Source organism: Nocardioides ungokensis, from assembly GCF_013466985.1.
GTDB classification, from domain to species: Bacteria; Actinomycetota; Actinomycetes; order Propionibacteriales; family Nocardioidaceae; genus Nocardioides; species Nocardioides ungokensis.
The window spans coordinates 87720-112164 of the sequence record NZ_CP059164.1 but is presented as its reverse complement, the minus strand read 5'-3'; the positions used below and the strand labels follow the sequence as shown (position 1 = coordinate 112164).

Annotated in this window: 23 protein-coding genes and 1 pseudogene; 9 read left to right on the top strand and 15 right to left on the bottom strand. The window is 73.0% G+C overall.

The genetic code is table 11. The features are described from left to right. Positions 1-14: 14 nt before the first annotated feature. The 3 genes from H0S67_RS00520 to aat form a co-directional block, all read right to left on the bottom strand. Positions 15-437, bottom strand: a complete 423-nt coding sequence (locus tag H0S67_RS00520; RefSeq protein ID WP_180935009.1) for a hypothetical protein — start codon at positions 435-437, stop codon at positions 15-17. A 143-nt stretch (positions 438-580) separates the two neighbouring features. Continuing rightward, the gene (locus tag H0S67_RS00515) at positions 581-1066 is read right to left on the bottom strand and encodes a hypothetical protein (RefSeq protein WP_180935008.1); all 486 of its coding nucleotides are present in this window, start codon (positions 1064-1066) and stop codon (positions 581-583) included. A gap of 152 nt (positions 1067-1218) precedes the next feature. Then, on the bottom strand, positions 1219-1935 hold the full coding sequence (aat, locus tag H0S67_RS00510) for a leucyl/phenylalanyl-tRNA--protein transferase (protein WP_343050259.1): 717 nt from the start codon (positions 1933-1935) through the stop codon (positions 1219-1221). Positions 1936-2000: 65 nt separating this feature from the next. Here aat and H0S67_RS00505 point away from each other — a divergent pair, with 65 nt between their 5' ends. Next, positions 2001-2681, top strand: a complete 681-nt coding sequence (locus H0S67_RS00505; RefSeq protein WP_180935006.1) for an EcsC family protein — start codon at positions 2001-2003, stop codon at positions 2679-2681. Here the strand turns inward: H0S67_RS00505 and H0S67_RS24090 are convergent. The 10 genes and pseudogenes from H0S67_RS24090 to H0S67_RS00460 form a co-directional block, all read right to left on the bottom strand. Then, positions 2642-2977 (bottom strand): hypothetical protein, encoded by a 336-nt coding sequence (locus tag H0S67_RS24090; RefSeq protein ID WP_246355003.1) that lies wholly within the window; start codon positions 2975-2977, stop codon positions 2642-2644. The genes H0S67_RS00505 and H0S67_RS24090 overlap by 40 nt on opposite strands. Positions 2978-5006: 2029 nt before the next feature. After that, complete coding sequence (locus H0S67_RS00495) at positions 5007-6098, bottom strand: hypothetical protein (protein WP_180935005.1); 1092 nt, start codon at positions 6096-6098, stop codon at positions 5007-5009. Beyond that, positions 6095-6616 carry a beta/alpha barrel domain-containing protein gene (locus H0S67_RS24085; RefSeq protein ID WP_246355002.1) on the bottom strand — a complete coding sequence of 174 codons (522 nt, stop codon included), beginning with the start codon at positions 6614-6616 and terminating at the stop codon, positions 6095-6097. Before H0S67_RS24085 ends, H0S67_RS00495 begins: the two co-directional genes overlap by 4 nt. A gap of 59 nt (positions 6617-6675) precedes the next feature. Continuing rightward, positions 6676-7020, bottom strand: a pseudogene (locus H0S67_RS26315) (beta/alpha barrel domain-containing protein); the annotation flags it as partial. A gap of 47 nt (positions 7021-7067) precedes the next feature. Then, a complete protein-coding gene (locus H0S67_RS00485) occupies positions 7068-9023 on the bottom strand; it encodes an acetyl/propionyl/methylcrotonyl-CoA carboxylase subunit alpha (RefSeq protein WP_246355001.1) in 1956 nt (651 codons plus the stop codon). Positions 9024-9028: 5 nt separating this feature from the next. Further along, positions 9029-10600 carry a carboxyl transferase domain-containing protein gene (locus H0S67_RS00480; RefSeq protein WP_180935003.1) on the bottom strand — a complete coding sequence of 524 codons (1572 nt, stop codon included), beginning with the start codon at positions 10598-10600 and terminating at the stop codon, positions 9029-9031. Between the two features lie 133 nt (positions 10601-10733). Then, positions 10734-10901 carry a hypothetical protein gene (locus H0S67_RS00475; RefSeq protein WP_180935002.1) on the bottom strand — a complete coding sequence of 56 codons (168 nt, stop codon included), beginning with the start codon at positions 10899-10901 and terminating at the stop codon, positions 10734-10736. A gap of 55 nt (positions 10902-10956) precedes the next feature. Then, complete coding sequence (locus tag H0S67_RS00470) at positions 10957-11778, bottom strand: sulfite exporter TauE/SafE family protein (RefSeq protein ID WP_180935001.1); 822 nt, start codon at positions 11776-11778, stop codon at positions 10957-10959. Continuing rightward, entirely contained in the window at positions 11775-13181 is a 1407-nt protein-coding gene (locus tag H0S67_RS00465) for an MBL fold metallo-hydrolase (RefSeq protein ID WP_180935000.1), read from the bottom strand. Before H0S67_RS00465 ends, H0S67_RS00470 begins: the two co-directional genes overlap by 4 nt. Then, positions 13178-13489 carry a rhodanese-like domain-containing protein gene (locus tag H0S67_RS00460; protein ID WP_180934999.1) on the bottom strand — a complete coding sequence of 104 codons (312 nt, stop codon included), beginning with the start codon at positions 13487-13489 and terminating at the stop codon, positions 13178-13180. Before H0S67_RS00460 ends, H0S67_RS00465 begins: the two co-directional genes overlap by 4 nt. A 109-nt stretch (positions 13490-13598) precedes the next feature. Here H0S67_RS00460 and trxA point away from each other — a divergent pair, with 109 nt between their 5' ends. The 4 genes from trxA to H0S67_RS00440 are packed head-to-tail and all read left to right on the top strand — an operon-like array spanning position 13599 to position 15255. Further along, the gene (trxA, locus tag H0S67_RS00455) at positions 13599-13967 is read left to right on the top strand and encodes a thioredoxin (protein WP_180934998.1); all 369 of its coding nucleotides are present in this window, start codon (positions 13599-13601) and stop codon (positions 13965-13967) included. Then, entirely contained in the window at positions 13967-14362 is a 396-nt protein-coding gene (locus tag H0S67_RS00450) for a DUF302 domain-containing protein (protein WP_180934997.1), read from the top strand. Before trxA ends, H0S67_RS00450 begins: the two co-directional genes overlap by 1 nt. 4 nt (positions 14363-14366) lie before the next feature. Continuing rightward, positions 14367-14630, top strand: a complete 264-nt coding sequence (locus tag H0S67_RS00445) for a metal-sensitive transcriptional regulator (RefSeq protein WP_180934996.1) — start codon at positions 14367-14369, stop codon at positions 14628-14630. 25 nt (positions 14631-14655) lie between these two features. Continuing rightward, complete coding sequence (locus H0S67_RS00440) at positions 14656-15255, top strand: SACE_7040 family transcriptional regulator (protein ID WP_180934995.1); 600 nt, start codon at positions 14656-14658, stop codon at positions 15253-15255. 18 nt (positions 15256-15273) lie between these two features. Here the strand turns inward: H0S67_RS00440 and H0S67_RS00435 are convergent, their stop codons facing one another. Continuing rightward, positions 15274-15942, bottom strand: coding sequence for an SWIM zinc finger family protein (locus H0S67_RS00435; protein WP_180934994.1), 669 nt, complete (start codon positions 15940-15942; stop codon positions 15274-15276). Beyond that, positions 15939-18695 (bottom strand): DEAD/DEAH box helicase, encoded by a 2757-nt coding sequence (locus H0S67_RS00430; RefSeq protein WP_219635412.1) that lies wholly within the window; start codon positions 18693-18695, stop codon positions 15939-15941. Before H0S67_RS00430 ends, H0S67_RS00435 begins: the two co-directional genes overlap by 4 nt. Positions 18696-18784: 89 nt before the next feature. On the opposite strand from H0S67_RS00430, the gene H0S67_RS00425 reads away from it, so the two are divergent. From H0S67_RS00425 to H0S67_RS00410, 4 genes are all read left to right on the top strand, one after another. Continuing rightward, positions 18785-19273, top strand: coding sequence for a glutathione peroxidase (locus H0S67_RS00425; RefSeq protein WP_180934993.1), 489 nt, complete (start codon positions 18785-18787; stop codon positions 19271-19273). A 94-nt stretch (positions 19274-19367) separates the two neighbouring features. Then, positions 19368-20864: a DHA2 family efflux MFS transporter permease subunit gene (locus H0S67_RS00420; protein WP_180934992.1), complete on the top strand. Its 1497-nt coding sequence runs from the start codon at positions 19368-19370 to the stop codon at positions 20862-20864. A gap of 319 nt (positions 20865-21183) precedes the next feature. After that, positions 21184-23112, top strand: a complete 1929-nt coding sequence (locus H0S67_RS00415) for a glycosyltransferase family 2 protein (protein ID WP_219635411.1) — start codon at positions 21184-21186, stop codon at positions 23110-23112. Beyond that, positions 23109-24335, top strand: a complete 1227-nt coding sequence (locus H0S67_RS00410; protein ID WP_180934991.1) for an acyltransferase family protein — start codon at positions 23109-23111, stop codon at positions 24333-24335. Before H0S67_RS00415 ends, H0S67_RS00410 begins: the two co-directional genes overlap by 4 nt. Positions 24336-24445 lie beyond the last annotated feature (110 nt).

Genomic DNA, 24445 nt, shown 5'->3' with positions numbered 1-24445 from the left:
CGCGGGGCCCGGCATCACTGGCTGCTGCTGCTGTCGCCGGTGCCGCACGTGTCGTCCACGTACTTGTTGAACGCGTCGACCTGCTTCTGCTCGGTGTCACTCAGGTCCGAGCCCAGCTTGTCGAGGTCGTCCTTGGTGGCGTTGTCGTCGAGCCCGTCGATCTTCTTGACCTCCAGCTCGAAGCCCTTGCGGGCATCGTCGGGGATCCCGCTGGGCGTGCCGGTGTCCTCGAGCTTGCTCCCGGCGTCCTTGATCGCCTTGACGACGTCGGAGTCCTTCGCGTCCGCGCCGAGCTTGCCCATGTCCGCGGCGATGGACTTGAAGTTGCCGCAGAAGTCGTCCTTGGACGCGTCGGCGGGCGGGCCGTCACTTCCACCGCAGCCCGCGGTGGTGCCGGCGACCAGCACCAGGGTGGCTGCGATCAGTGCGTGCTTCATGGGGAGCTCTCCTTCGTCGGTCCGTCTCGACCGACACCCTGCCCCATGGCCGGGGATTCATGCACGACAGGCCGCGCCCCGCGGGGGTGCGGCCTGTCGAGGTCGCGCGGAGCGGCGCTCCGGGCAGGTGGCTGAGGCTGGGATCAGCCGGCGCTGCTGGAGCTGCTCGAGGGAGCCGACGGGGCCGTGGTCGACGGAGCCGACGGCGCCGAGGGGGCACACGTCTGCGAGGCGTAGGACAGGAACGCCTGCACGTTGGTCTGCTCGGTCTTGCTCAGGTTGACGTTCTTCATGTTCTTCAGGTCCTGGGCGGTGGCCTTCGGGTCGATCCCCTTCAGGACGCCGACGTAGGTGTCGAAGCCCTGCTTGGCCTGGGCCGGGATGTCCGACGGGGTGCCCGCCTTCTCCAGGCCGGCGGCGAAGTCGGCCACGTCGGCGCCGTCCTTGATGGACGAGCCCGCGGTGAGCGCGGTGCACAGGTCGTCGGCGGAGCCGCTGCTGGACGTCGAGGCGGAGCTGGAGCTGGTGGGGCTCGCGTCCGCACTGCTGGCCGAGTCGCTGTTGCCCCCGCAACCGGCGGCGACACCACCGAGCGAGAGCAGGGCGGCGGCGATCAGGGCGTACTTCATGAGGTTCGGTCCCCTCCTGGATTTCGGCATGGGCAAGTCGTCGACTCTGTCACGCGAACCTGAGGAAAGCCTGTCAGCGGCCGCCCGGCCCCCTCAGGAACCACCGGGCAGCGGCCCGGAGCGGCCTCGGCCGTGGGTGGCCGCCGAACCTCTCAGACCCGCAAAACCGCAGGCCAGGGCGCTGTCAGGGCCATGCTCAGCCGCCGCAGGTACGCCGCCCGGGTGATCTCGACCACGCCCAGGCTGGCCAGGTGTGGCGTCCGCCACTGCACGTCCAGCAGCCGGTCGTCGGCGTACTCGTCGCGCAGCAGCCCCACCAGCCCCACCAGGGCGACCTTGGAGGCGTCCCGGACCCGGTGGAACATCGACTCACCCGCGAAGAGCCCGCCGATGGCCACGCCGTACAGCCCGCCGGCCAGCCGGTCGCCCTGCCACGCCTCCACCGAGTGCGCCCAGCCGAGCTCGTGCAGGCGGAGGTACGCCCCCTTGATGTCCTCGTCGATCCAGCCCGCCTCCCGGCCGGGGTCCGCGCAGGCGTCCACGACCTCCTCGAAGGCGGTGTCGACACGGATCTCGAAGTCGCGCGTCGCCCGGCGCAGCGACCGCGAGACCACCAGCCCGTCGAGGGGCAGCACGCCGCGGTTGACCGGGCAGAACCAGTACGTCGGGTCACCCGGCGTCCCCGAGGGCATCGGGAACAGCCCGCGCCGGTAGGCCGCCAGCAGCGTGCCGGGGGCCAGGTCGGCCCCGATGGCGACCAGGTCGTCGAACGGGTCGAAGTCCCGGGGGTCGCCGAAGGTCCACACGGAGGGCGGCGGCTCGACCGGAGGCCCCTGCGGGGCCGACGACCGGGGCGACTCGTTGGGCACGGCGCCCACCGTAGTGCGATCAGCCGTGGGAAAGGCGGCATGGAGGCGTCTCCTAGGATCGAGGCATGAGCGCGAGCAGCAGCATCGGGAAGCGGCTGGCCCCCCACATCCCGGACGCCCTCCCCGGCCTGACCACGGCATTCGTGCGCGAGGCGCTGCACCGGGCCATCCACGGGGTCGGACCGCTCCCGCCGGCCGCCCACGCGGCCGAGAAGCAGCTCGCTGAGCAGCGCGGCCACGTCGACCGCGCCGTGCACGAGGTGATCGAGAACCACGTCCGCTACGCCGGCGCCCAGGGCTTCGTCACCAACCTCGGCGGCCTGGTCACGGCCGCCTTCGCCATGCCCGCCAACATCACCGGGCTCGCGCTGATCCAGTGCCGGATGATCGCGGGCATCGCCCACCTGCGCGGCTACGACCTCGACGACCCGCGGGTCCGCAACGCGATCCTGGCCTGCCTGCTCGGCGAGGACGAGATCGACGCCCTCGTGAAGAAGCGCCGGATGCCGGCGCCGCCGATGGCGCTCGCCACCGCGCTGGTCCACGACCCGGAACTCGACCGGATCATCCCCGCCGAGGTGGCCTCGAACCTGATCGCCCGAGTCGCCGGCAAGCGGCTCGCCTCGACGGTCGGGCGGCGGGTGCCGGTGGTCGGCGGTCTGGTCGGCGCCGGCGCCGACGGGTTCATCACCTGGCGGATCGGCCGCTACGCGGACCGCGAGCTCCTGCCCCGCGCCGCTCGGTAGAGCTTCAGCATCCCGCGACCGGCCCGGCTCGCCTGCAGCCGGCGCACGGTCTTCTCCCGGAAGCGGTACGTCGGGCGCAGGTAGGCACGCTCCAGCGCCCGGTTGGCCTCGTGCAGCTCGCCCCCGAGCCGCTCCTCCACGTGGCGCAGCCGCGCGTTCTCCAGCAGCAGCGCGGAGATCGCGTCGAGCGCGGCGCCCGCGACCTGCTTCTCGCGCGGCTGGTCCGGGTCCTCCCACGTCGCGGGGCGCGGGCGGCCCCACGAGGTCGGCGAGGTCGCCGACGACGTCGTACCCACGCTCCTTGATCTCGCCCGCCCAGGCCGCGGCGAGGTCCTGCGCCCACGGGTGCACGGTCGGGGGCAGCGCGAGGCGGGGCGAGTCGGTGCGCTGGGACAGCGTCTGGTGCGCGAGCAGCTCGCGGACCAGGGGCCGGTAGTCGGGCGGGTCGAGCCGGCGGTTGACTGCCTGGTTGATCCGGCGCAGCAGCGCGGTCTCGGGCACGCCCAGCGACGGGTTGGCGCGCTCGGCCTGCAGGTCCAGCTCGAGCCCGTCGAGCCCGAACGTGGCGCTGAAGCGCTCCCAGAGCAGGGTCCGCGGCCCGCCCGGCGGCGGCACCGTCACCAGGTGGACCCGCTCGGGGGGCAGGTCGTGGCCCCACCGGTCGAGGATGTCGGGCACCTCCTGCACGCCCCAGAACCAGGTGGCGATGCGGCTCTCGCGCCGCGGGTCCTGCACCTCCTCGAGGAAGCGGGCGTAGCTGATCGTCCGGCGGTGCTTGACGTTCTCCTGCCACTCGGCGGGGATCTGGCGGACCAGGTCGCGCACCGAGAGGACGACATGGATCTCGGTGCCGTCGTGGTGGCCCAGCGACTCGAGCGCGCGCCCGACCTGGGACCGGGAGGCGGTCGCGAGGATCTCGTGGCTGATGATCGCGGTGTCCTTCCAGCCGCGCACCTGCTCGGCCAGCCGGTCCCAGGCCCCGACCGCCTCGCTCTCCAGGCCGCCCCACGGCAGCCGCATCAGGTCGAGCGCCGCGAGGAACTGGTCGTCGAACCGCTCGGCGGGATAGAGGATCCCGTGCTCGGCGAGGACCCGCTTGTTGCGGAACAGCACGTCCTGCAGGTACGACGTCCCGGTCTTGGGGGTGCCGACGTGCAGGAGGACCCGCTTGGTCACTCGTCGTCTCCTCGCGGTCGTGGGTGCTGTCTTGCCCGGCGTCGTCCCCGCTCCGCGGCGCCACGCCCTCGAGCAGCAGCCGGAGCGCCAGCGCCAGCACGCCCGCGTCGGACGGCTCGACCGCGCCGGGACGCGTCCGGGGCAACAGCAGGTCGGGGTCGCCGTGCACAGCGTATCCAGCGCCGAGCAGACCCTCACGCATCGCCACCGCCCGGTCGTCCAGCCACCCGAGGTGCTCCGGGGGTACGACGACCGGCGCGCCGCCCAGCCTGGCCAGCCGGGGCCGAAGGGCCCGCCGCAGCAGCACCTCGCGCCGGTGGCGGTCGACGAGGAGGCCGAGCACCGCGGAGACCCGGCGGGCCAGGTCGGCGGCGTCGGCGGAGACCGGCGCGGGGGGCGCGGCGAGACGCCGGACCCCCACGAGGCCGGGAAGGGCTGTCGGGTCGAGGACGACCTCCACCCGACGACCGGACCGGGCCGACCAGGTCCGGGCGATGTGGAGCAGGTCGGCCCGCGGCGGCAGCGTGTCGCGGCGCCCGAGCGAGTCCAGCCAGCGGCTCCAGGCCGCGCCACCCTCGCCGAAGCAGCGGTGCTCCCACACGTCGGCCAGCATCTGGGTCAGGTCCGTGCCGAGGACGAGCACGAGGGCGCCGCGGCCGCCGGGCGGACGACCACGGGCCACCAGCTCGTGTCGCCACGGCGCGGTCAGCGCCGGGTCGCCGAGCAGCCGGTAGCGCCGGCGCCAGGGCCGCACCCAGCCCGGGCCGTCCACCGGCTCCGGGTCGGTGGCGACGACGTCCTCGGCGATCAGGGCGGCTGCCACCCGGAGCAGCTCGTCATCGGGCAGGTGCCCCGGGTCGACCGGGGGCGGGCCGAAGCGGCGGCGCTCGACGGAGCCCTCGAGCTCGAGGTCGGGTCGGCCGCGGCCCGGCGCCGAGGCTGCCACCACCCGCTCGACCAGCGTGGGCGAGGGGGCACCGGCGACGTTGAGGCGGCGCAGCAGCTCGAGCTGCTGGGCTCCGGGCAGCACGCGTCCGCCCGCGGGCCCCTGACCCGACCAGTCGTCCCAGGGGGTGGTGCCGCCGTCGCGCAGGTGGCCCACCCAACCCCAGGCACGGCGTACGCCCGGGGTGTCCTCGTCCGCGGCGCTCACGAGTGGCGCAGCCGCTGGGCCTGGGTGCGGACCCGCCGGACCAGCTGCCGCTCCGGGTCGGTGCGGCCGGCGGCCTCCTCGGTCATGGCGGCCAGGGCGTCCAGGGCGGCGCGCAGCTGCTTGCGTGGCCGGACCCGATCGGGGTTGCGCCAGCGCTCGCCCTCCTCCGGGCGCACCGGCCGCAGCTCGTCGAGGTCGCCGATCACGTCGACCCCGCTGCCCGTGATCCAGTCGAGCCAGCGCTCGGTCTCGGTCTCGGCCCAGTCGAAGCGGTCGGGGGGCAGCCGGACCGGTGCCGAGGTACGGCGCACCAGCTGGTCCTGGGCGAGCATCTCGCGGATCAGCTCGTCGTACTCCGCCTCGCGGCGGGTGGCCCGCTTCATCCGCCGGTTGAGCTGGCGCACGACCTGCGTCTCGGCGACCCCCAGCGACCGGTTGGCGCGGTCGCTGTCGACGGGCGCCCAGGCGGGGTCGATGCCGGTGGCCCGGCAGAACCGCAGCCACAGCGAGTCGCCGCCGACGGCGCCGGAGCGCGGCACGGTGAGCACGTGGATGCGCTCCGGCGGGAGGCCGGCGCCCCAGGTGCCGAGGACAGCGGGGAGGTCGAAGGCGCGGAAGAACCAGGAGTTCCCGCGCTCGCAGCGGTTCAGGAAGCGCTCGTAGGACCACTTGCGGCCCTGCTTGATGCTCTCCTGCCACGCGGCCGGGATCTGGCGGCCCAGGTCGCGGGCGGAGTAGATGATGTGGACCTCGCTGTCGCCGAGGTCGGCCATCGCCTTCGCGACCTTCTGGGGCGACGCGGGGGCGAGGATCTCGTGGCTCACGATCACCGTGCCGCTGCGCCGCCGCACCTTGCGGGCCAGCGTGTCCCAGGCGCCCTCGGCGTGCCCGGGCTGTCCACCCCAGTCCTGGCCGAGCAGGTCGAGCGCGGCCCGGAACTGGAAGAGCGCCGGGCTCACCAGCGGGGACCCGGTCGGGACGTGCACCTTGTGCCGGGCCAGGGAGCGGGCGTTGAGGCCGAGCCGGTCCTGGAGGTAGGTCGTGCCGGTCTTGGGGGCACCGACGTGCAGGTAGACGACCCGGCTCATGCGCCAGATTGTGCCGCACCGGCCGACGAGGCCGGGGCGAGGGCACGCACGACCGCCGACGGGCTGGGGCGGCCGAGGTGGCCGGCCATCCAGACGCTGGCGGCCGCGACCTCCTCGAGGTCGACGCCGGTCTCGATGCCGAGGCCGTGCAGCATCCACACCAGGTCCTCGGTGGCCAGGTTGCCGGTCGCGCTCTTGGCGTAGGGGCAGCCGCCCAGTCCGCCGGCGCTCGCGTCGTACGTCGTGACGCCGGCCTGGAGGGCGGCGTAGGTGTTGGCGAGCGCCTGGCCGTAGGTGTCGTGGAAGTGCATGGCGAGCTGGTCGAGGCCCATCCCGGCCTCCACGAAGGCGCGGACCAGCGCCGTGACGTGGCCGGCCGTGCCGACGCCGATGGTGTCGCCGAGGCTGAGCTGGCTGGCCCCGAGGTCGAAGAGGCGCTTGCCGACCTCGACGACCTGGGCGACCGGCACCCCGCCCTCCCAGGGGTCGCCGAAGCACATGGAGACGTAGGCGCGCACGCGTCGAGACCGTGCTCGCGGGCCCGGCGCACGGTGGGCTCGAACATCGCGAACTGCTCGTCGAGGCTGCGGTTGAGGTTCTTCTGGGCGAAGGTCTCCGTCGCGGACCCGAAGATCGCGATGTGCCGCACCCCGAGCTCCAGCGCCCGGTCCAGGCCGCGGTCGTTGGGGACCAGCACGGGGCAGTCGCGCCCGGCGTCTCCGAGCATCGTCATCAGCTCGGCGGCGTCCGCGAGCTGGGGGACCCACGTCGGGTGCACGAAGCTGGTGGCCTCGACGACGGGCAGCCCGGCCTGGAGGAGGCGGCGCACGAACTCCGCCTTGACCTCGGTCGGCACCAGGGCCTTCTCGTTCTGCAACCCGTCGCGCGGCCCGACCTCGTAGATCGTGACCCGGTCGGGCATCGGCGCCACCGGCGCGGGGGTGGCGGGCACCACGGTGGGCGTGCGCATCAGCTCTCCTCGTGGGGGTGGTCAGGCTCGACCAGGAACAGCCGGGCGCCGAGGGCGACCTGGTCGCCGGGCGCGGCGTCCACGGCGGTCACCGTGCCGGCGAACGGTGCCTTGAGGCTCAGCTCCATCTTCATCGCCTCCATCGCGCCGAGCACGTCACCCTCGGCGACGACCTGGCCGGCCTCGACGCGTATGTCGAGCAAGGTGCCGGGCATCGGCGCGACGATCGTCCCGTCCCCGGCCGCGACGGCGTGGTCGGCGAAGACGTCGGGCCGCTCGAAGACGAACCGCTGGCCGCGGTGGACGGCCTCGACGATGTGCGGCTGCACGTTCACGACGGCCCGCTCGCGACGGCCGTCGACGGTGAGCACGCACACGTGCCGCTCGGCGAGCAGCTGGTGCACCTCCCGCTCGCCCGTGTGATCGATGACCCGGCCGCGGGCCCGGTCGACCAGCAGCGTCTCGTCGAGCTCGACCACGGTCGGCGCCGGGTCGCTCCCCGAGCGCCAGCCGTCGGCCCGGAACGGGTGCCCGGTGTCCTGCTCGGCGACGAGCATCGCCTGGATCCAGGCGGCGAAGAGCCGCGCCAGGTCGCGCGACGGCTCCGGCACGGTGTGGTGGTCGAGCCAGGCGGTGTCGATGGTCGCGTCGCGGAACTCGTCACTGACGGCCAGCGCCCGCAGGAAGCCGGTGTTGGTCGTGACGCCGAGGATCGCGGTGTCGTCGAGCGCCGCGACCAGGGCCCGGCGGGCGGACTCGCGGTCGGGGCCGTGCACGATGATCTTGCCCAGCATCGGGTCGTACGACGTGCTGACGACCTGCCCGCTCTCCAGCGCGGCGTCGACGCGGGCCCGCTCCGGCCAGCGCACCAGCGTGGCCGTGCCGGCCTGCGGCAGGAAGCCGTTGAAGGGATCCTCGGCGTACACGCGGGCCTCGATCGAGTGCCCGCTCACGGCCAGGTCCTCCTGGGTGAACGGCAGCGGCTCGCCGGCCGCCACCAGCAGCTGGAGCCGGACCAGGTCGACCGGGGTGCCGGGCGCTCCGGTCGCCCGCTGCTGGGGCGAGGTCACCACGACCACCGACTCGGTGACGGGGTGTTCCACCTGCAGGCGCGTGTTCATCTCCAGGAAGTACGCCTCGCCGGTGCCCCCATTGGCCTCAGGGTCGAGGAGGAACTCCACGGTGCCGGCGTTCTCGTAGCCCACGTGGGCGGCCAGCGCGACCGACGCCTCGGTGACCGTGCGGCGCACCTCCGGGGAGATGGTCGGCGCCGGGGCCTCCTCGAGGACCTTCTGGTGGCGGCGCTGGGTCGAGCAGTCGCGCTCGAAGAGGTGGACCACGTTGCCGTGGGCGTCGGCGAGCACCTGGACCTCGATGTGGCGCCCGTGCTCGACGTACTTCTCGACCAGGATCGTGTCGTCGCCGAAGGCGGAGAGCGCCTCGCGCTTCGCGGCGGCGACGGCCCCCTCGAGCTCGGCCTCCTCGCGCACGATCCGCATCCCCTTGCCGCCGCCGCCGGCGGCGGCCTTGACCAGGACCGGGAACCGCATCGCCCCGTCGTCGTCCTCGCCGCTGCCGCGCGGCACCACCGGAACGCCCGCGGCGACCGCGATCTCGCGGGCGGCGTCCTTGCGGCCCATCCGCTCCATGACCTCCGACGACGGGCCGACCAGCTTCAGCCCGGCCTTCTCCACCGCCCGGGCGAACTCCGCCCGCTCGGAGAGGAAGCCGTAACCGGGGTGGATCGCGTCGGCGCCCGTCTCGAGCGCGGCGGCGACCACCGCGTCGATGTCGAGGTAGCTCGCGACGCGCACCGCCTCGTCGGCCTCGCGCACGTGCGGCGCCAGCAGGTCGGCATCGGCGTACACCGCGATGCTGCGCACGCCCGCGGCACGGCAGGCACGGATCACGCGGAGGGCGATCTCGCCACGGTTGGCGATCAGGACGGTGTTCATGTTCATCACATCCTGAAGATGCCGTAGGAGGGCTCGGGCACCGGCGCGTTGGCCGCGGCCGCGAGGCCCATGCCGAGGACGCGCCTGGTGTCGGCGGGGTCGATGACGCCGTCGTCCCAGAGGCGGGCGGTGGAGTAGTACGGCGACCCCTGGTGCTCGTACTGGTCGCGGATGGGGGCCTTGAACGACTCCTCGTCCTCGGTCGACCACTCCTCGCCCCGCGCCTCCAGGCCGTCGCGGCGCACGGTCGCCAGCACGCTCGCGGCCTGCTCGCCGCCCATCACCGAGATCCGGGCGTTGGGCCACATCCACAGGAAGCGCGGGTCGTAGGCGCGGCCGCACATGCCGTAGTTGCCGGCGCCGAAGGAGCCGCCGATCACGACCGTGAACTTGGGGACCACCGAGCAGGCCACCGCGGTGACGAGCTTGGCGCCGTCGCGGGCGATCCCGCGGTTCTCGTACTCCCGGCCGACCATGAAGCCGGTGATGTTCTGCAGGAACACCAGCGGGACGCCGCGCTGGTTGCACAGCTCGATGAAGTGGGCGCCCTTGAGCGCCGACTCGCTGAACAGGATGCCGTTGTTGGCGATGATCCCGACGGGGTAGCCGTGGATCCGGGCGAACCCGCAGACCAGCGTCTCGCCGTACAGCTTCTTGAACTCGTGGAACCGGCTGGCGTCGACGACCCGGCGGATCACCTCGCGCACGTCGTACGGCGTGCGGGTGTCGGCTGGGACCACGTCGTAGAGCGTCGAGGGGTCCTCGTGCGGCTCCTCGACCTCGTGGACCGGGATCGAGGAGGCGGTGGGGCGCTCGAAGGTCGCCACGATGCTGCGCACGATGGCCAGCGCGTGCGCGTCGTCCTCGGCGAGGTGGTCGACGACCCCGGAGGTGCGGGCGTGCACGTCGCCGCCGCCGAGCTCCTCGGCGGTGACGACCTCGCCGGTCGCGGCCTTCACCAGCGGTGGTCCACCGAGGAAGATCGTGCCCTGGTCCTTGACGATGACGGTCTCGTCGGACATGGCCGGGACGTAGGCGCCGCCGGCGGTGCAGGAGCCCATCACGCTGGCGACCTGGGGGATGCCCTGCGCGGAGAGGTTGGCCTGGTTGAAGAAGATCCGGCCGAAGTGCTCCCGGTCGGGGAAGACGTCGTCCTGCATCGGCAGGAACGCGCCGCCGGAGTCGACGAGATAGAGGCACGGGAGCCGGTTGTCGGCGGCCACGGCCTGCGCGCGCAGGTGCTTCTTGACCGTGATCGGGTAGTAGGTGCCGCCCTTGACCGTCGCGTCGTTGGCGACCACCACGCACTCCCGGCCGCTGACCCGGCCGATGCCGGTCACGACACCGGCGCTCGGGACGGCCTCCTCGCCGTCCCTGGCGCCGTACATCCCGGTCGCGGCGAGCGGGCTCAGCTCGAGGAACGGGCTGCCCGGGTCGAGCAGCCGGTCCACACGGTCGCGCACCAGCAGCTTGCCCCGGTCAGTGTGCTTCTTGCGCGCGGACTCGCTGCCGCCCTGACGGGCGATCGCCAGGCGTTCGCGGAGGTCGTCGACGAGCGTCCTGAGGTCCTCGGTCACACGGCTAGGTTAGCGATCGTTAACCGCGGCGTAAACCCGGTGGCCCCGACCGTTGTAACGCGGTGTCCACGTCTCTGGTGCGGGGTTTGGGGCACCGCACTTGTGCCGTGGACAGCGCGTTACATGGGGAAGGTCAGCCCCGGCCGGTCAGCCGGCTCCAGAACCCGCCGGAGCGCTCGGGCCTGGGGTGGCCCGGGCAGCGGTCGGAGGCGGGCACGCCGGCCAGGACCTGGTTGACGTGCATGCCGCATCCGGCCCAGGTGGTCTTGCCGCAGGTCTTGCAGACGACGGGTCGGCACATGGTGGTCTCCTTCGTGTCGATGGATCGGGGTGTCGGGACGGGGATCGATGGTGGGTCAGGCGAGGGCGGGCAGGGCCTGGGCGGCGGTGGCGACGGCCACCGCGACGACCAGGCCGGAGAAGGCGGCAGAGAGCCTGCGGGTGTCGGCGCGGGCCGCGAGCCGGGCGCCGAGCACGCCACCGGTCGCCGAGGCAACGGTGAGGGCGAGGACCGGGCCCCAGTCGGGATGCATCCCGGTGCCGGCGCGGACGGCGAGGGCGGCCGCGCTGGTGATCGTGATGACGACCAGCGACGTGCCCGCGGCGTACTCCATCGGCAGCGCCAGCGCGAGCGCCAGGGCCGGCACCACCAGGAAGCCGCCGCCGACGCCGAGGAAGCCGGTGAGCAGACCCACGGCGGTGGCGGTGACCAGCACCTTCAGCGCCCGCGGGCACTGGCAGGCGAAGGTTGGGCTGAGCCGGATGATCGGCTCGTCGAACGTCCGGGCCTGCTGCACGCCGCCGGTGCGGCGGCTGCGCACCTGACGGACCACCATCAGGCCGCCGACCGCGAGCATCAGCACCGAGAACGCCGCGAGCAGCACCGCCTCGGGCACGTGCGCCGAGGCCTTGGCGCCGACGACCGCGCCACCGGTTGCGACCAGCCCGAAGGCCACGCCCCGGCCGAGCAGCACGTTGCCCGAGCGGTACGCCGTGACCGCGCCCAGTAGCGAGGTCACCCCCACCACCACGAGTGACCCGGTGGTCGCCTGCACGGGGCTCTGGCCGAGCGCGTAGACGAGCACCGGGACGGCGAGGATGGAGCCGCCGCCGCCGAGCGCGCCCAGGCTGAGCCCGATCAGCGCGCCGGCCACGAGGGCGACCAGGACTGGGGTCACGCCGCTCCGCCGGTCTCCGGTCCCACCAGGTGCAGCCCGACCTTCTCGGCGTTGTCGAAGGAGTCGTCGACCGCGACCAGCGTGCGCCCGGCAGCATCGAGGACCGACGCCGCGACCGACGCCCGGTAGCCGCCGGCGCAGTGCACCCAGACCTCGCCGGCCGGGACCTCGGCGACCCGCCGGGTCAGCTCGTGCAGCGGGATGTTGACCGCGCCCGCGATCCGGGCCGCGTCGTGCTCCTCGCCCCGGCGGACGTCGAGGACCACGACCTCGCGGTGGTGCCGAACCTGGGCGAGGTCGGCGAACGTGGCGACCGGGAAGTCGGCCAGCTCGCCGGTGGTCCAGTCCTCGGGCTTGCCGGTGGCGTGCGCGGCGGGTCGGTCGATGCCGATCCGGACCAGCTCGCGCTGGGCCTCGGCGACCTGCTCGGCGGTCTCACCCATCAGCGTCAGCGGCGTGCCCCAGGAGATGAGCCAGCCCAGGTACGTCGCGAACCCGCCGTCGAGCCCGAAGTTCAGCGTGCCGCGGACGTGCCCGGCGGCGAAGGCGGTCCGGTTGCGCAGGTCGACGACCCACTCGCCGGCGTCGATCCGGTGGCGCAGCTCGTCGGGGTCGGCGAGGGCGGGCAGGCTCAGGTCGGGCGCGGAGGGCCCGGCTGCGTTCGCGGGCGCCATGTGGGCGTAGTACGCCGGCCAGGCACCCAGGCCCGCGAGGAGCTCCTCGACGTAGGTCTCCTCGTCGTGGGTCAGCACCGGATTGACCCGCCTCTCCTGCCCGATCGTCGACTCGGTCGCCTCGGACTGGGTTGCTCCCCCAGATCGTGTGGAGCAGAACGATCCGAAGCCGTGGGTCGGGAAGACGCCGGCGTCGTCGGGGAGCAGGTCTGCCAGCCGGTGGGCTGAGGCGTGCTGGTGACGGACCAGGTCGTGGGTGTGAGTCGGCCCGAGGAGGTCCGGGCGGCCGGTGGCGCCGTACAGCAGCGAGCCGCCGGAGAAGACACCCACCGCGCGCTCGAGTCCGTCGTCGCCGACGGCCAGCGCGTAGGACAGGTGGGTGAAGGTGTGGCCAGGGGTGGCGAGCGCGGTGACGCGCATCCGGGTGCCGACCTCGACGACCTCGCCGTCGAGGACCGGGGTCCGCTCGAAGGAGACCTCGTCGTCGGCGTTCACCAGGTACGCCGCACCGGTCGCCTGTGCGAGGGCCAGCCCCCCGGTCACGTAGTCGTTGTGGATGTGCGTCTCGAAGACGTGGGTGAGCCGCACGCCGTGCTCCTCGAGCAGGGCCAGGACCCGGTCGATGTCGCGCTGCGGGTCGACCACGAAGGCGACCTCGCCGTCGTGGACGAGGTAGCTGCGGTCCCCGAGCGTCGGGGTGTCGATGGCCAGGACGGTCAGCTCGCTCATGAGAGCCCTTCCTCCACGGGGCGGCCCGACTCGATCCACGCCTTCGTCCCGCCGAGCACGTTGACGGCCTTGAACCGTCGCGCGATCAGCACGTCCGTCATGGCGCCGCTGCGGTTGCCCGTGGCACAGATCAGGTGGACCTGGGCCTTGCGGTCCAGCTCTCCCAGGCGGGAGGTCAGCTGGCTCATCGGGATGAGCTTCGCGCCGGGGACGTGCCCCTCGACGTACTCCGCGGGCTCGCGCACGTCGATCAGCACGCCGCCCTCACGAAGGACCGCGTCGAGACGGTCCACGTCGATGTCACACATTCAGGAGCCCTTCGTCCGCTGCCTTGAGGATACCCCAGGGGGTATGTACGATATTCACGATAACACCCCAGGGGTATTGTCAAAGGGCACTCGAGAGAAGGGGCAGGCCATGGCCGCCAACACGCTGACCGCAGAGAACTTCGAACGCACCGTCGCCGAGAACGACATCGTCCTGGTGGACTTCTGGGCGTCCTGGTGCGGACCCTGCCGACAGTTCGCGCCCGTCTACGAGAAGGCCTCGGAGACCCACACCGACGTCTTCTTCGGCTCGGTCGACACCGAGGCCGAGCAGGCGCTGGCCGGCGCGGCGCGGATCACCTCGATCCCCACGCTGATGGCGTTCAAGGAGGGCGTGCTGGTCTTCTCGCAGCCCGGCGCGCTGCCGGCACCCGCGCTCGAGCAGGTGATCGCCGCGGTGCGCGACCTCGACATGGACGAGGTCCGCGCCCAGATCGAGGCGCAGGAGAAGCAGTCCTGATGGGCTACACCCTCCAGGCCACCGTCGCCCGGCCCTACGACCGGACGGTCGCCGACGTGCGGGCAGCGCTGGCCGAGCAGGGCTTCGGCGTGCTCACGGAGATCGACCTCCAGGCGACCCTGAAGGCCAAGCTCGACGTCGACATCGCACCGCACGTCATCCTGGGCGCCTGCCGCCCGGAGCTGGCCGACCAGGCACTCCGGATCGACCCGGCGATCGCCACCGTGCTGCCCTGCAACGTCGCGGTGCGCGCGATCGACGACGACACCACGGTGGTCGAGGCCTTCGACCCGGACGCCATGACCCGCCTGGCCGGGGACGCCCTGTGCGACGTCGCCGCCGACGCCCGGACCCGCCTGACCGCCGCCCTGGCACGCCTGACCGAGGAGAACTGACCCCATGGAGCTCGACCCCCAGGAGATGACCCCGGTCATCAACCGCATCAAGCGCGCCCAGGGCCAGCTGGCCGGCGTGCTGCGCATGCTCGAGGAGGGCCGGGAGTGCGAGGACGTCGTCACCCAGCTGGCCGCGGTCTCCCGCGCCCTGGACCGCGCCGGCTTCGCGATCGTGGCCACCGGCCTGCAGCAGTGCCTGGCCCAGGACGGCGGCGCGGCCGAGATGGACGTGAAGAAGATGGAGAAGCTCTTCCTCTCGCTGGCGTGAGTTAACGAGCGCTAACCTGAGGTCCGTGACCACCGAGCAGTCCGCGGCGCCGACCGCGGACCCGCGCAGCCGACGCGAGCAGATCCTCGCCACCGCGGCCGAGCTGTTCGCCGCCCGGGGGTTCCACGGGGTCTCCGTCGCCGACCTCGGCGCCGCCTGCGGGATCTCCGGCCCGGCCCTCTACAAGCACTTCGTCTCCAAGGACGCCGTGCTCGCCGAGATGCTGGTCTCGATCAGCCAGGAGCTCCTCAGCGTCGGTCGCGAACGCGTCGACGCGGCCCCCGACGCGGCGTCCGCGGTGGCCGCGCTCGTGGACTGGCACGTCGACTTCGCGTTACGGCACCGGCCGCTGATCGTCGTGCAGGACCGTGACTGGCAGTCCCTGCCGGCGGAGGCCCGTGAGCGGGTGCGCAGCCTGCAGCGGGAGTACGTCGACCTCTGGGCCGGTCAGCTCCGGCTGGTCCATGCCGGCCTGGTGCCGGAGCGGGCACGGGCGATGGCGCACGCGGCGTTCGGCCTGATCAACTCCACGCCGCACAGCGGCCTGCTGCCCGACGCCCCGATGCACGACCTCCTGCGGCAGATGACGCTCGGCGCCCTCGGCGTCGCCGACCCCGCCGCCTGACCCGAGGCGTCACCCAGGTCAGAACAGGTGGTCGAGCGGCTGGTCGGGATCCTCGACCAGGCGGAGCAGGGCTGCGGCCCGGAGCGCTGCGTCGAGGCCCGTGTCGAGGTCGTCGACGGCCTCGGGCTCCTCGACCGCGCCGGCGTGCAGCCGGGCGAGGAGGTCGTCGCGCGGCAGGCCGCGCAGCTGGAGCAGGACGAACGGGTCGGCCTCGACCAGCCAGGTGAGCTGGGAGAGGACGGCGAGCGCGTGCACGCACGGGTCGACCCACGAGCTGCACGTGCAGTCGGTGGCCAGCTCACCGCCGTACGGCAGCAGCTCGACACCGGACTCCTCGGCGTGCTCCACCAGGGCGTGCGGCAGCTCCCCGGCCAGCAACGAGGCGATCCGGCCCGTCTCGGCCGCGACCGTCTCGACCAGGACCGTGCCGGCCCGCTCGTCCAGCACCGGCAGCGTCCCGGAGACCGTCCACATCCCCTCGCCGTCCTCGACCGCCGCCACGAACCGTCCGGCGTCGGTGGTGATCCCGCCGACGTGCCCGGACCGCGACAGGGCCCGCGCCGCGACCAGGTCGCGCTCGGCGTACGCCGACTCCTCGACCGCGCGGACCCAGGCCCGCCCCCACCAGGTCGTGGCCCGCGAGGCGTTCCGCCGGGCCGCGAAGGCGGGGTGGACCACAGCGCTCACGGCGAGTCCGGGTCGCGCCGCAGGGAGACCAGGTCGCGCAGGTCGTCGTTGCTGAGCTCGGTCAGGGCGGCCTCGCCCCGGGCCAGGACCGAGTCGGCGAGCGCACGCTTGCGGGCGAGCAGCTCCGCGATCCGCTCCTCGATGGTGCCGCGGGTGATGATCCGATGCACCTGCACCGGCCTGGTCTGCCCGATCCGGTAGGCGCGGTCGGTGGCCTGCTCCTCCACGGCGGGGTTCCACCAGCGGTCGAAGTGGACCACGTGGTCCGCGCGGGTGAGGTTGAGCCCGGTGCCGCCGGCCTTGAGCGAGAGCAGGAAGACCGGCACCCCCTGCCCGGCGTCCCCAGCGGAGCCCCCGGCCTGGAAGCGCGCGACCATCGCGTCCCGGTCCCGCACGGGGGTGCCACCGTGCAGGAACTGGTGCGGTACGCCGGCCCGGGCCAGGTGCGCCTCGAGCAGCCGACCCATCGCGACGTACTGGGTGAACACCAGCACCGCGCCGTCCTCGGCCAGCACGGTGCCGACCAGCTCGTCGAGCAGGTCGAGCTTCTCCGAGCGCCCGGCCAGCCGGGCCTCGCCCTGCTTCAGGCTCCCCTGTCTCAAGAAGTGCGCCGGGTGGTTGCAGATCTGCTTCAGGCCGGTCAGCAGCGCGAGCACCAGGCCGCGCCGCGCGTCCTCGTCGGCGCGCTCGATCCGATCCATGGTGTCGCGGACGAACGCCTCGTAGAGCACGACCTGCTCGCGGGTCAGCCCCACGGGGTGGTCGGTCTCGGTCTTGGCGGGCAGCTCCGGCGCGATGCCGGGGTCGGACTTGCGCCGCCGAAGCAGGAACGGGTCGATCAGGTCTGCGAACTGCCGAGCCTTGGTCGGCTCCAGGCCGGACTCGATCGGCCCGGCCCAGACCTTGCGGAAGGCGTTGCGGCTGCCCAGCAGTCCCGGCGTGGCCCAGTCGAGGATCGCCCACAGCTCGGTCAGGTTGTTCTCCACGGGGGTGCCGGTCAAAGCGACCCGGGCGGCGCTCGGGATCGCGCGGAGCCCCCGCGCGGTCGAGGAACGGGGGTTCTTGACGTGCTGGGCCTCGTCGGCGACCACGAGGTCCCATCCCGCCCCGGCCAGGGTGGCGTGGTCCCGCCGCATGGTGCCGTAGGTGGTCAGCACGAAACCGCCCGCCAGGCCCTCCAGCGACCGCCGACCACCGTGGAACCTGCGGACGGGGACGCCCGGCGCGAACCGCTCGATCTCGGCCTCCCAGTTGCCGAGCAGGCTGGCCGGGCAGACCACCAGGGTCGGCCCGACCGGGCGCCCGACCTCGGCTGCCTCGGCCACCCGGTGCAGGTGCAGGGCAATCAGCGTGACCGTCTTGCCGAGCCCCATGTCGTCGGCCAGGCAGGCGCCGAGGCCGAGCGAGGTCATCTCGGCGAGCCAGGTGAGCCCCTGCAGCTGGTAGGCCCGCAGCGTGGCGGTCAGCACGGCCGGCTGCGCCACGGGCTCCCGGGTGGCGGCCGTGAGGAGCCGCTCGCGCACCTTCAGCAGGGTGGCCCCCACGACCACCGGCTCCTCGGCCACCGTGTCGGGGTCGCCCGCCGGCCCGACGTGGACGACGCCCGTGAGGGCGGCCGCCACGGCCTGTGCGGGCCGCACGGTCCGGATCAGCCGCTTGCGGGCCCTGCGCGCGACCGCGGGGTCGACCACGGTCCAGCTGCCCCGCAGCCGGAGGATCGGCGCCGCGGAGGACGCGAGCTGGTCCATCTCCTCCTCGCTCAGCGGGTCGCCGTGGAGGGCCACCTGCCAGTTGAAGGAGAAGAGGCTGTCGGGGCCGAGCAGGCCGGGCACGAGCGCCTCCTCGCGGGGCCCGGCCGGCGTCCGGTCGAGCACGGCGGTCGCGGTGAGGTCGCGGCCCAGGGCCCGCGGCCAGAGGACGTCGACTCCCCGCTCCTTCAGCGCCCCCACCCCGTGCTCGAGCAGGCTCACCAGCTCGTCGGTGTCGAGGGTGATCTGGTCGGGCACCCGCAGCTCGAGCAGCCGGTCGAGCACCGGCCAGGCGTCGGCCGCGGCGCGCAGCGCGATGGTGGCGTGGGTGCGGGCCCGGTCCCCGAACCCGTGGGTCGCCGCGGGTCCCGGGTCGGCCCACAGCAGCGCGGCGTCGCTGACGTGCAGCGGGTTCTGGACGTCGTGGACCTGGAGGACCAGCCGCACGGCGCCGGCGACCAGCTCCTCCTCGTCGGCCTCGACCCGCAGCGACAGGGCGACCAGCTGCGGCCGGCGGGCGGCGTCGCGCTGCTGCTCGATGCGCGCCTGCAGCCGGGTGGTGAAGTCAGCGCGCGGGGTGGTCGCGGGGCGGCGGTCCCGGGCGGGGGCCGGCGCGCTCCTCGGCATCGCGTCCGCCACGGCGTCCAGCACCTGGCGGACCAGCGCCTCGGCGTCGGCCACTCCGTCGTGCGCCCGCGCCGCGGCGAGCATCGCGACCCGGTCCCGGTCGTCGGCGCCGAGCGCGGAGACCCGCCAGGACCGGTCGCTCCCGGCCGGCTCGAACTTCCCCGCCGCGACCAGCCGCATGCCGAGCAGCACAGCCCCCGAGAGGAGGGCGACGCTGGGGTGCAGGTCGTCGCGGGCGTGCGCGCGCGTGAGCACCGGCAGCGCCGCCCGCATCGGCAGCGCGACCGTGCGCCGGTGGTCGGTGAACTCCACGACGCCCTCGCGCGGCGGGTCGCCGTGGCGGAAGGTCGCCGGGCCGGTGACGGGGACGAAGCTCAAGGGCGGACCTCGGGGCCGGGGTGGGGTGGACCTCGACGGTAACGACCGCCGCCGACAGGGAGTTCCACCACCCGTTTAGGCTCGGGGGCATGAGCATCCTCGACGCCTCCCTCGCCCGCCTCGACGGGACGCCGGCCACCCTCGGCGAGATCACCGGCCACCGTCCGGCGCTCCTGGTCAACGTCGCCAGCAAGTGCGGCCTCACCCCGCAGTACACCGGGCTCGAGAACCTCCAGGAGAAGTACGCCGACGCCGGCTTCACCGTCGTCGGGCTGCCGTGCAACCAGTTCGGCGGCCAGGAGCCCGGCAGCGCCGACGAGATCGCGGAGTTCTGCTCGGCGACGTACGGCGTCAGCTTCCCGATGACCGAGAAGATCGACGTGAACGGCGACGACCGGCACCCGGTGTACGCCGCGCTGGTCGGCACCCAGGACGAGAAGGGATCCTCGGGCGACATCACCTGGAACTTCGAGAAGTTCCTCGTCGACGGCGAGGGCCAGGTCGTCGCCCGCTTCTCGCCCCGCGTCGAGCCCGACGACGCCCGCGTCGTATCGGCGATCGAGGCGCTGCTCGCCTGAGCCCGGCGGAGCTCCCGGGATCGGGTGACCGATCCCACTGGGCCGTCGACCAAAGTCGGATGCGCCTGTCGGTGGGCACACCTAGCCTTCTCCGGTGACCCACGACACCACCCGCACCACTGACACCACACCCCGACCGCAGGCCTCCTCCAGCGACAAGCTCGACAAGGGCGTCCTGGTCGTCGCCGGCGTCGTCGTGCTGGGCGCGATCATGTCGATCCTCGACATCACCGTCGTGTCGGTCGCACTGAAGACCTTCCAGAGCGAGTTCGACGCCACCTCCGCCGAGGTCGCCTGGACGATGACGGGCTACACGCTGGCCCTCGCCAGTGTCATCCCGCTCACCGGCTGGGCCGCGGACCGCTTCGGCACCAAGCGGCTCTACCTGCTCGCGGTGCTGCTCTTCGCCGCCGGCTCCGCGCTGTGCGCGACCGCGAGCTCCCTCGAGGTGCTCGTGGCCTTCCGGGTGCTCCAGGGCCTCGGCGGCGGCATGCTGATGCCGCTGGGCATGACGATCCTGACCCGCGCGGCAGGCCCCGAGCGGGTCGGGCGGGTGATGGCCGTCCTGGGCATCCCGATGCTGCTGGGCCCGATCTTCGGCCCCATCCTCGGTGGCGCCCTGATCGACTCGGCCAGCTGGCACTGGATCTTCCTGATCAACGTCCCCATCGGTGCTGTCGCGCTCGTCTACGCCGCGCTGGTCCTGCCCAAGGACGTCGTCGAGCCGTCCGAGACCTTCGACTGGCTGGGCATGGTGCTGCTCTCCCCCGGCCTGGCCGCCTTCCTGTACGGCGTCTCCTCGATCCCGTCCGCCGGCACCGTCCAGGACCGCCAGGTGCTCGTCCCCGCGATCGTCGGCGCCGCCCTCATCATCGCGTTCGTGCCGTGGGCCCTCGCCCGGCGCAACATCCACCCGCTCGTGGACCTGCGCCTGTTCCAGAACTCGCGGATGACCGTCGCGGTGGTCGCCATGTCGCTGTTCGCGATCGCCTTCTTCGGCGCCAGCCTCCTGTTCCCGCTGTACTTCCAGACCGTGCGCGGTGAGAACGCGCTGGGCGCGGGCCTCCTGCTCGCGCCGCAGGGGATCGGCGCGATGCTGACGATGCCGGTCGCGGGCGTGCTCGCGGACCGGATCGGTCCCGGCAAGATCGTGATGACGGGGATCGTGGTGATCACGATCGGCATGGGCATGTTCACCCAGCTGACCGAGACCACGTCGTACACCTTCCTGCTCTCGGCCCTGTTCGTGATGGGTCTGGGCATGGGCGCCACGATGATGCCGATCATGTCGGCCGCGCTGCAGACGCTGCAGGACCACACCATCGCCCGGGGCTCGACGCTGATGAACATCGTCCAGCAGGTCGCGGCGTCGATCGGGACGGCGGTGTTCTCGGTGCTCCTGACCAACGGCGTCCAGGACCACGTCGACCCCACCAACCCGGCGTCGGTGCCGGGCGACCTGGCCGGCGTCTACGCCGGGGTGTTCACGGTTGCCACGGTCATGGTGGCCGCCGTGCTGGTGCCGGCCTGGTTCCTCCCCCGCAGCCGGCCTGAGCAGCCGGTCGACGCCGCCGCCCTCGTCGCGCACTGACCGCCTCGACCAGAACGCGTTCTCACCCGGGCGTGACCTCGCCCACCCGGACGGTGTGACGCAGCACCCGTCGGACCCCGCTCCTGAGCGTGGACCGGCGGGTGCTGTGCGTTCACCGTGACCGCGACCACGCCGTGTCGACTTGATCCGGACCCCCGGAGTCCGACACGGTGATCGATCCAGCGCGACTCACGCAGCGCGCCTTTCGACGCACACGACCGGCCCCACTTCGAGCGGCCGTCAGCGATCGACACCCGTCAGCAGTGCGGCCTGCACGCAGGACGCCCGCGCTCACGTCGACAACCGAAAGGTTCCGCCCGTGTCCTTGTTGCTCCCCCGACAGAGCCCCGTCGTCCCCGATGCCCCGACCACCGGTCGCGTGGGCTCCTGGACCGACATCATCAGCCTTCCCACCCGACCCCGGCTCTCCGTGCCGACCCGCCAGCGCGAGATCGTCGCCGTCATCGACCCGGTGTGGGCGGTGCCGGGGTCGGACGTCACCGCCTCCGTGCGGGCGCCGGCCGCCGCGGTGGCCGAGGCCGCCGAGCTGCTGACCCGCTTCCTCCAGCCCGGCGAGATCGTCGCCGGGACCCCGGACGGACGGCTCACCCTGCGCCTCAAGCACGAGGACCGGGCGGCCCGCCCGGTCCGGCTCCAGGAGATGGCCTACCACGCGATCGAGGTCCTCGACCGGCTCGGCGTCCACGAGGGCGTCATCGACCTCGGCGTCGGCTGGGCGCCGATCACGCGCAAGCAGGACCCGCGCGAGGCCGAGCAGCACGCCGCCGCGGCCGCCGCGGAGTCGGTCAACCAGCGTGACCACCAGCCCCGCCAGCAGGGGGTGCACCTCAAGACCCGCCGCAAGGCGGTCACCTGGTTCAGCGCCAGCCGGCAGCTGCTGCTGGCCACCGTCGGCAGCGTGCTGCTGCCCTTCCTGCTCCTGGTCGGGCTCTCGATGGTCGGCATCGACCTGTCGGGTGTCCTCTACTGGGTGCTGGTGACCGCCATGGGCGTCACCGCCCTGACCATCTGGGCCGAGTGCTCGCGCGCCCTGGAGCCACCCCGCCTTCCCGACGCCCCGGTGGGGCCGGCCCCGCGGGCCACGGCCGTGATCGCGGCGTACCTGCCGAACGAGGCCGACACCATCGTCGAGACCGTCCACGCCTTCCTCGCCCAGCGCTACGCCGGCGGCCTGCAGATCGTGCTGGCCTACAACACCCCGGTGCCGCTCGCGGTCGAGGACGACCTGGCCCGGCTGGCGCGCGAGCACGCCGACCTGACGGTCCTCAAGGTGCCCGACAGCACCTCGAAGGCGCAGAACGTCAATGCCGCGCTGCGGGTCGCCGAGGGCGAGTTCGTCGGGATCTTCGACGCCGACCACCATCCGGCGGCCGGCTCCTTCGACCGGGCCTGGCGGTGGATCGCCGATGGGGCCGACGTCGTCCAGGGTCACTGCGTGATCCGCAACGGCGACGACTCGGCGATGGCGAAGCTGATCGCGGTGGAGTTCGAGCAGATCTACGCCGTCTCGCACCCGGGTCGCACCTCGCTCTACGGCTTCGGCATCTTCGGGGGCTCCAACGGTTACTGGCGCGCCTCGGCCCTGGAGCAGATCCGCCTGCGCGGCTCGTTCCTCACCGAGGACATCGAGGCCTCGATGCGCGTCCTCGAGGCCGACGGCCGGATCGTCAACGACCCCGGCCTGGTCAGCCGCGAGCTCGCCCCCGAGACCCCGCGTGCGCTGTGGAAGCAGCGGATGCGCTGGGCCCAGGGCTGGTTCCAGGTCTCGCTGCGCCACCTGTGGCCGATCCTGCGCCAGCCCAGCCTCACCCTGCGCCAGAAGATCGGCGTGGCCTACCTCCTCGGCTGGCGTGAGGTCTACCCGTGGCTCGCGATGTCGGTGTGGCCGCTGTTCGGCTTCCTGGCCTGGCGCGACGGCGGCTTCCAGCTCGACATCCCGATCTTCATGCTGCTGACCCTGTTCACCACGGTGTCCGGCCCGCTCCAGACGCTGGCGGCCTGGCGGCTCGCCACACCGGACCTGCGCGAGCACCCCTGGTGGTTCGTGGGCGCCGGGCTGGCGAACCTCTTCTTCTACACCGAGTGGAAGAACCTGGTGAACCGGATCGCGCACCTCAAGCAGCTGCGCGGCGAGCACCAGTGGGTCGTGACCCCGCGCACCGCCGCGAGCGCCGGCACCACCGACCGCGACGACACTCCCACCGACCGCACGGAGGTGGCCGCATGACAGCGACCCTCACCGCCCTGCCCACGATTCCCCCCGACGCGCCCGAACCGGCACCGGCCGAGGAGCCGCGCGCCCGACGGGTGACCTTCCCGCTGGGCTGGCTGCGCGGCCTCGCCGCACTGGCCGTGGTCTGGTTCCACGCGTACCAGAACAACCGCACCGGCTCGGCGTGGGCCTGGCCCTGGACGGGCGCCGCCCACCAGCTGATGCTCGGCACCGACCTGTTCGTGGACATGTTCTTCGTGCTGTCCGGCCTGGTGCTCTGGCTGCCGGTCGCGCGCAGCGTGATCGACGGCCTGCCCGGCCGGTCGGGCCGGATGCTGCTCTACCGCCGCCTGGCCCGGCTGCTGCCACTCTACGTGACCACCGTGGTGGTGGTGTGGGCAATCACGAACCCGGTCTGGCCGGGGCACTGGCAGGACCTGCTGCTGCACCTGACGTTCACGCACGTCTACAGCGACACCTACATCTTCTGGACCGACGGACCGGCCTGGTCGCTGGCGGTCGAGATGCACTTCTACGTGCTGATGGCCCTCGCGGTCCCGCTGGTGAACGCCCTCGCGCGCCGCAGCGACAGCCGCCGGGTCCGGATCCTGGTCGTGTCGGCGCTGCCCGCCCTGGCCGCCGTGGTGAGCATGGCCTACCTGTGGTGGGCGATCGACGTGTCCGGGGCGCCGATCACCGACTGGTCGGTGTGGTTCTCGCCGCTGTCGCGGGGGGCCGACTTCGGCATCGGCATGGGCCTGGCGGTGCTCAGCGCGACCGGGCTCCGGCTCGGCCGCACCCTGCGGGGCGCGCTCGCCGTGCTCGGCACGGTGGCGCTCGCGGGCCTCGTCTGGACGCGGCCGTTCGACTCCCCGACCGGCGACTGGTGGCACCCGGCGTACTCGCTGGCCATCGCCGTCGCGATGGCCTCGATCGTGCTCCATGACGGGCCGTGGCCTGCTTGGCTGAGCTGGAAGCCGCTGGCCTGGATCGGGTCGCTCGGGTACGGCGTGTACCTGCTGCACGAGCCGGTGATGCGCTTCCTCGGCTGGCTCCACCTGCTCCCCGCGGCGCAGCCGGGGTCGTGGTTCATCGTCACCTTCGCACTGGTCCTGGTGCCGACCCTGGCGGTGGCCTGGCTCAGCTCACGCACCCTCGAGGCCGCCGGTCTACGGCTGCTGTCGATGATCGACCGCGACGGGCGTCCGCGCGACTACTACGCGCACCTGGAGGAGTGACGACTCGACCGGATCGTTGAGTTGGGCCCAAATCGGCGTTGAGTTGGGCCTGATCCGGGCCGTCAGGTCCGAATCAGGCCCAACTCGCGACCGAATCCGGCCCAACTCAA

What these genes read in the sequence shown, in the direction of transcription:
- H0S67_RS00520 (WP_180935009.1), bottom strand. Translation starts at nt 437, where the DNA reads ATGAAGCACGCACTGATCGCAGCCACCCTGGTGCTGGTCGCCGGCACC.
- H0S67_RS00515 (WP_180935008.1), bottom strand. Translation starts at nt 1,066, where the DNA reads ATGAAGTACGCCCTGATCGCCGCCGCCCTGCTCTCGCTCGGTGGTGTC.
- H0S67_RS00505 (WP_180935006.1), top strand. Translation starts at nt 2,001, where the DNA reads ATGAGCGCGAGCAGCAGCATCGGGAAGCGGCTGGCCCCCCACATCCCG.
- H0S67_RS00495 (WP_180935005.1), bottom strand. Translation starts at nt 6,098, where the DNA reads ATGAGCCGGGTCGTCTACCTGCACGTCGGTGCCCCCAAGACCGGCACG.
- H0S67_RS00485 (WP_246355001.1), bottom strand. Translation starts at nt 9,023, where the DNA reads ATGAACACCGTCCTGATCGCCAACCGTGGCGAGATCGCCCTCCGCGTG.
- H0S67_RS00475 (WP_180935002.1), bottom strand. Translation starts at nt 10,901, where the DNA reads ATGTGCCGACCCGTCGTCTGCAAGACCTGCGGCAAGACCACCTGGGCC.
- H0S67_RS00465 (WP_180935000.1), bottom strand. Translation starts at nt 13,181, where the DNA reads ATGAGCGAGCTGACCGTCCTGGCCATCGACACCCCGACGCTCGGGGAC.
- H0S67_RS00460 (WP_180934999.1), bottom strand. Translation starts at nt 13,489, where the DNA reads ATGTGTGACATCGACGTGGACCGTCTCGACGCGGTCCTTCGTGAGGGC.
- trxA (WP_180934998.1), top strand. Translation starts at nt 13,599, where the DNA reads ATGGCCGCCAACACGCTGACCGCAGAGAACTTCGAACGCACCGTCGCC.
- H0S67_RS00450 (WP_180934997.1), top strand. Translation starts at nt 13,967, where the DNA reads ATGGGCTACACCCTCCAGGCCACCGTCGCCCGGCCCTACGACCGGACG.
- H0S67_RS00445 (WP_180934996.1), top strand. Translation starts at nt 14,367, where the DNA reads ATGGAGCTCGACCCCCAGGAGATGACCCCGGTCATCAACCGCATCAAG.
- H0S67_RS00425 (WP_180934993.1), top strand. Translation starts at nt 18,785, where the DNA reads ATGAGCATCCTCGACGCCTCCCTCGCCCGCCTCGACGGGACGCCGGCC.
- H0S67_RS00410 (WP_180934991.1), top strand. Translation starts at nt 23,109, where the DNA reads ATGACAGCGACCCTCACCGCCCTGCCCACGATTCCCCCCGACGCGCCC.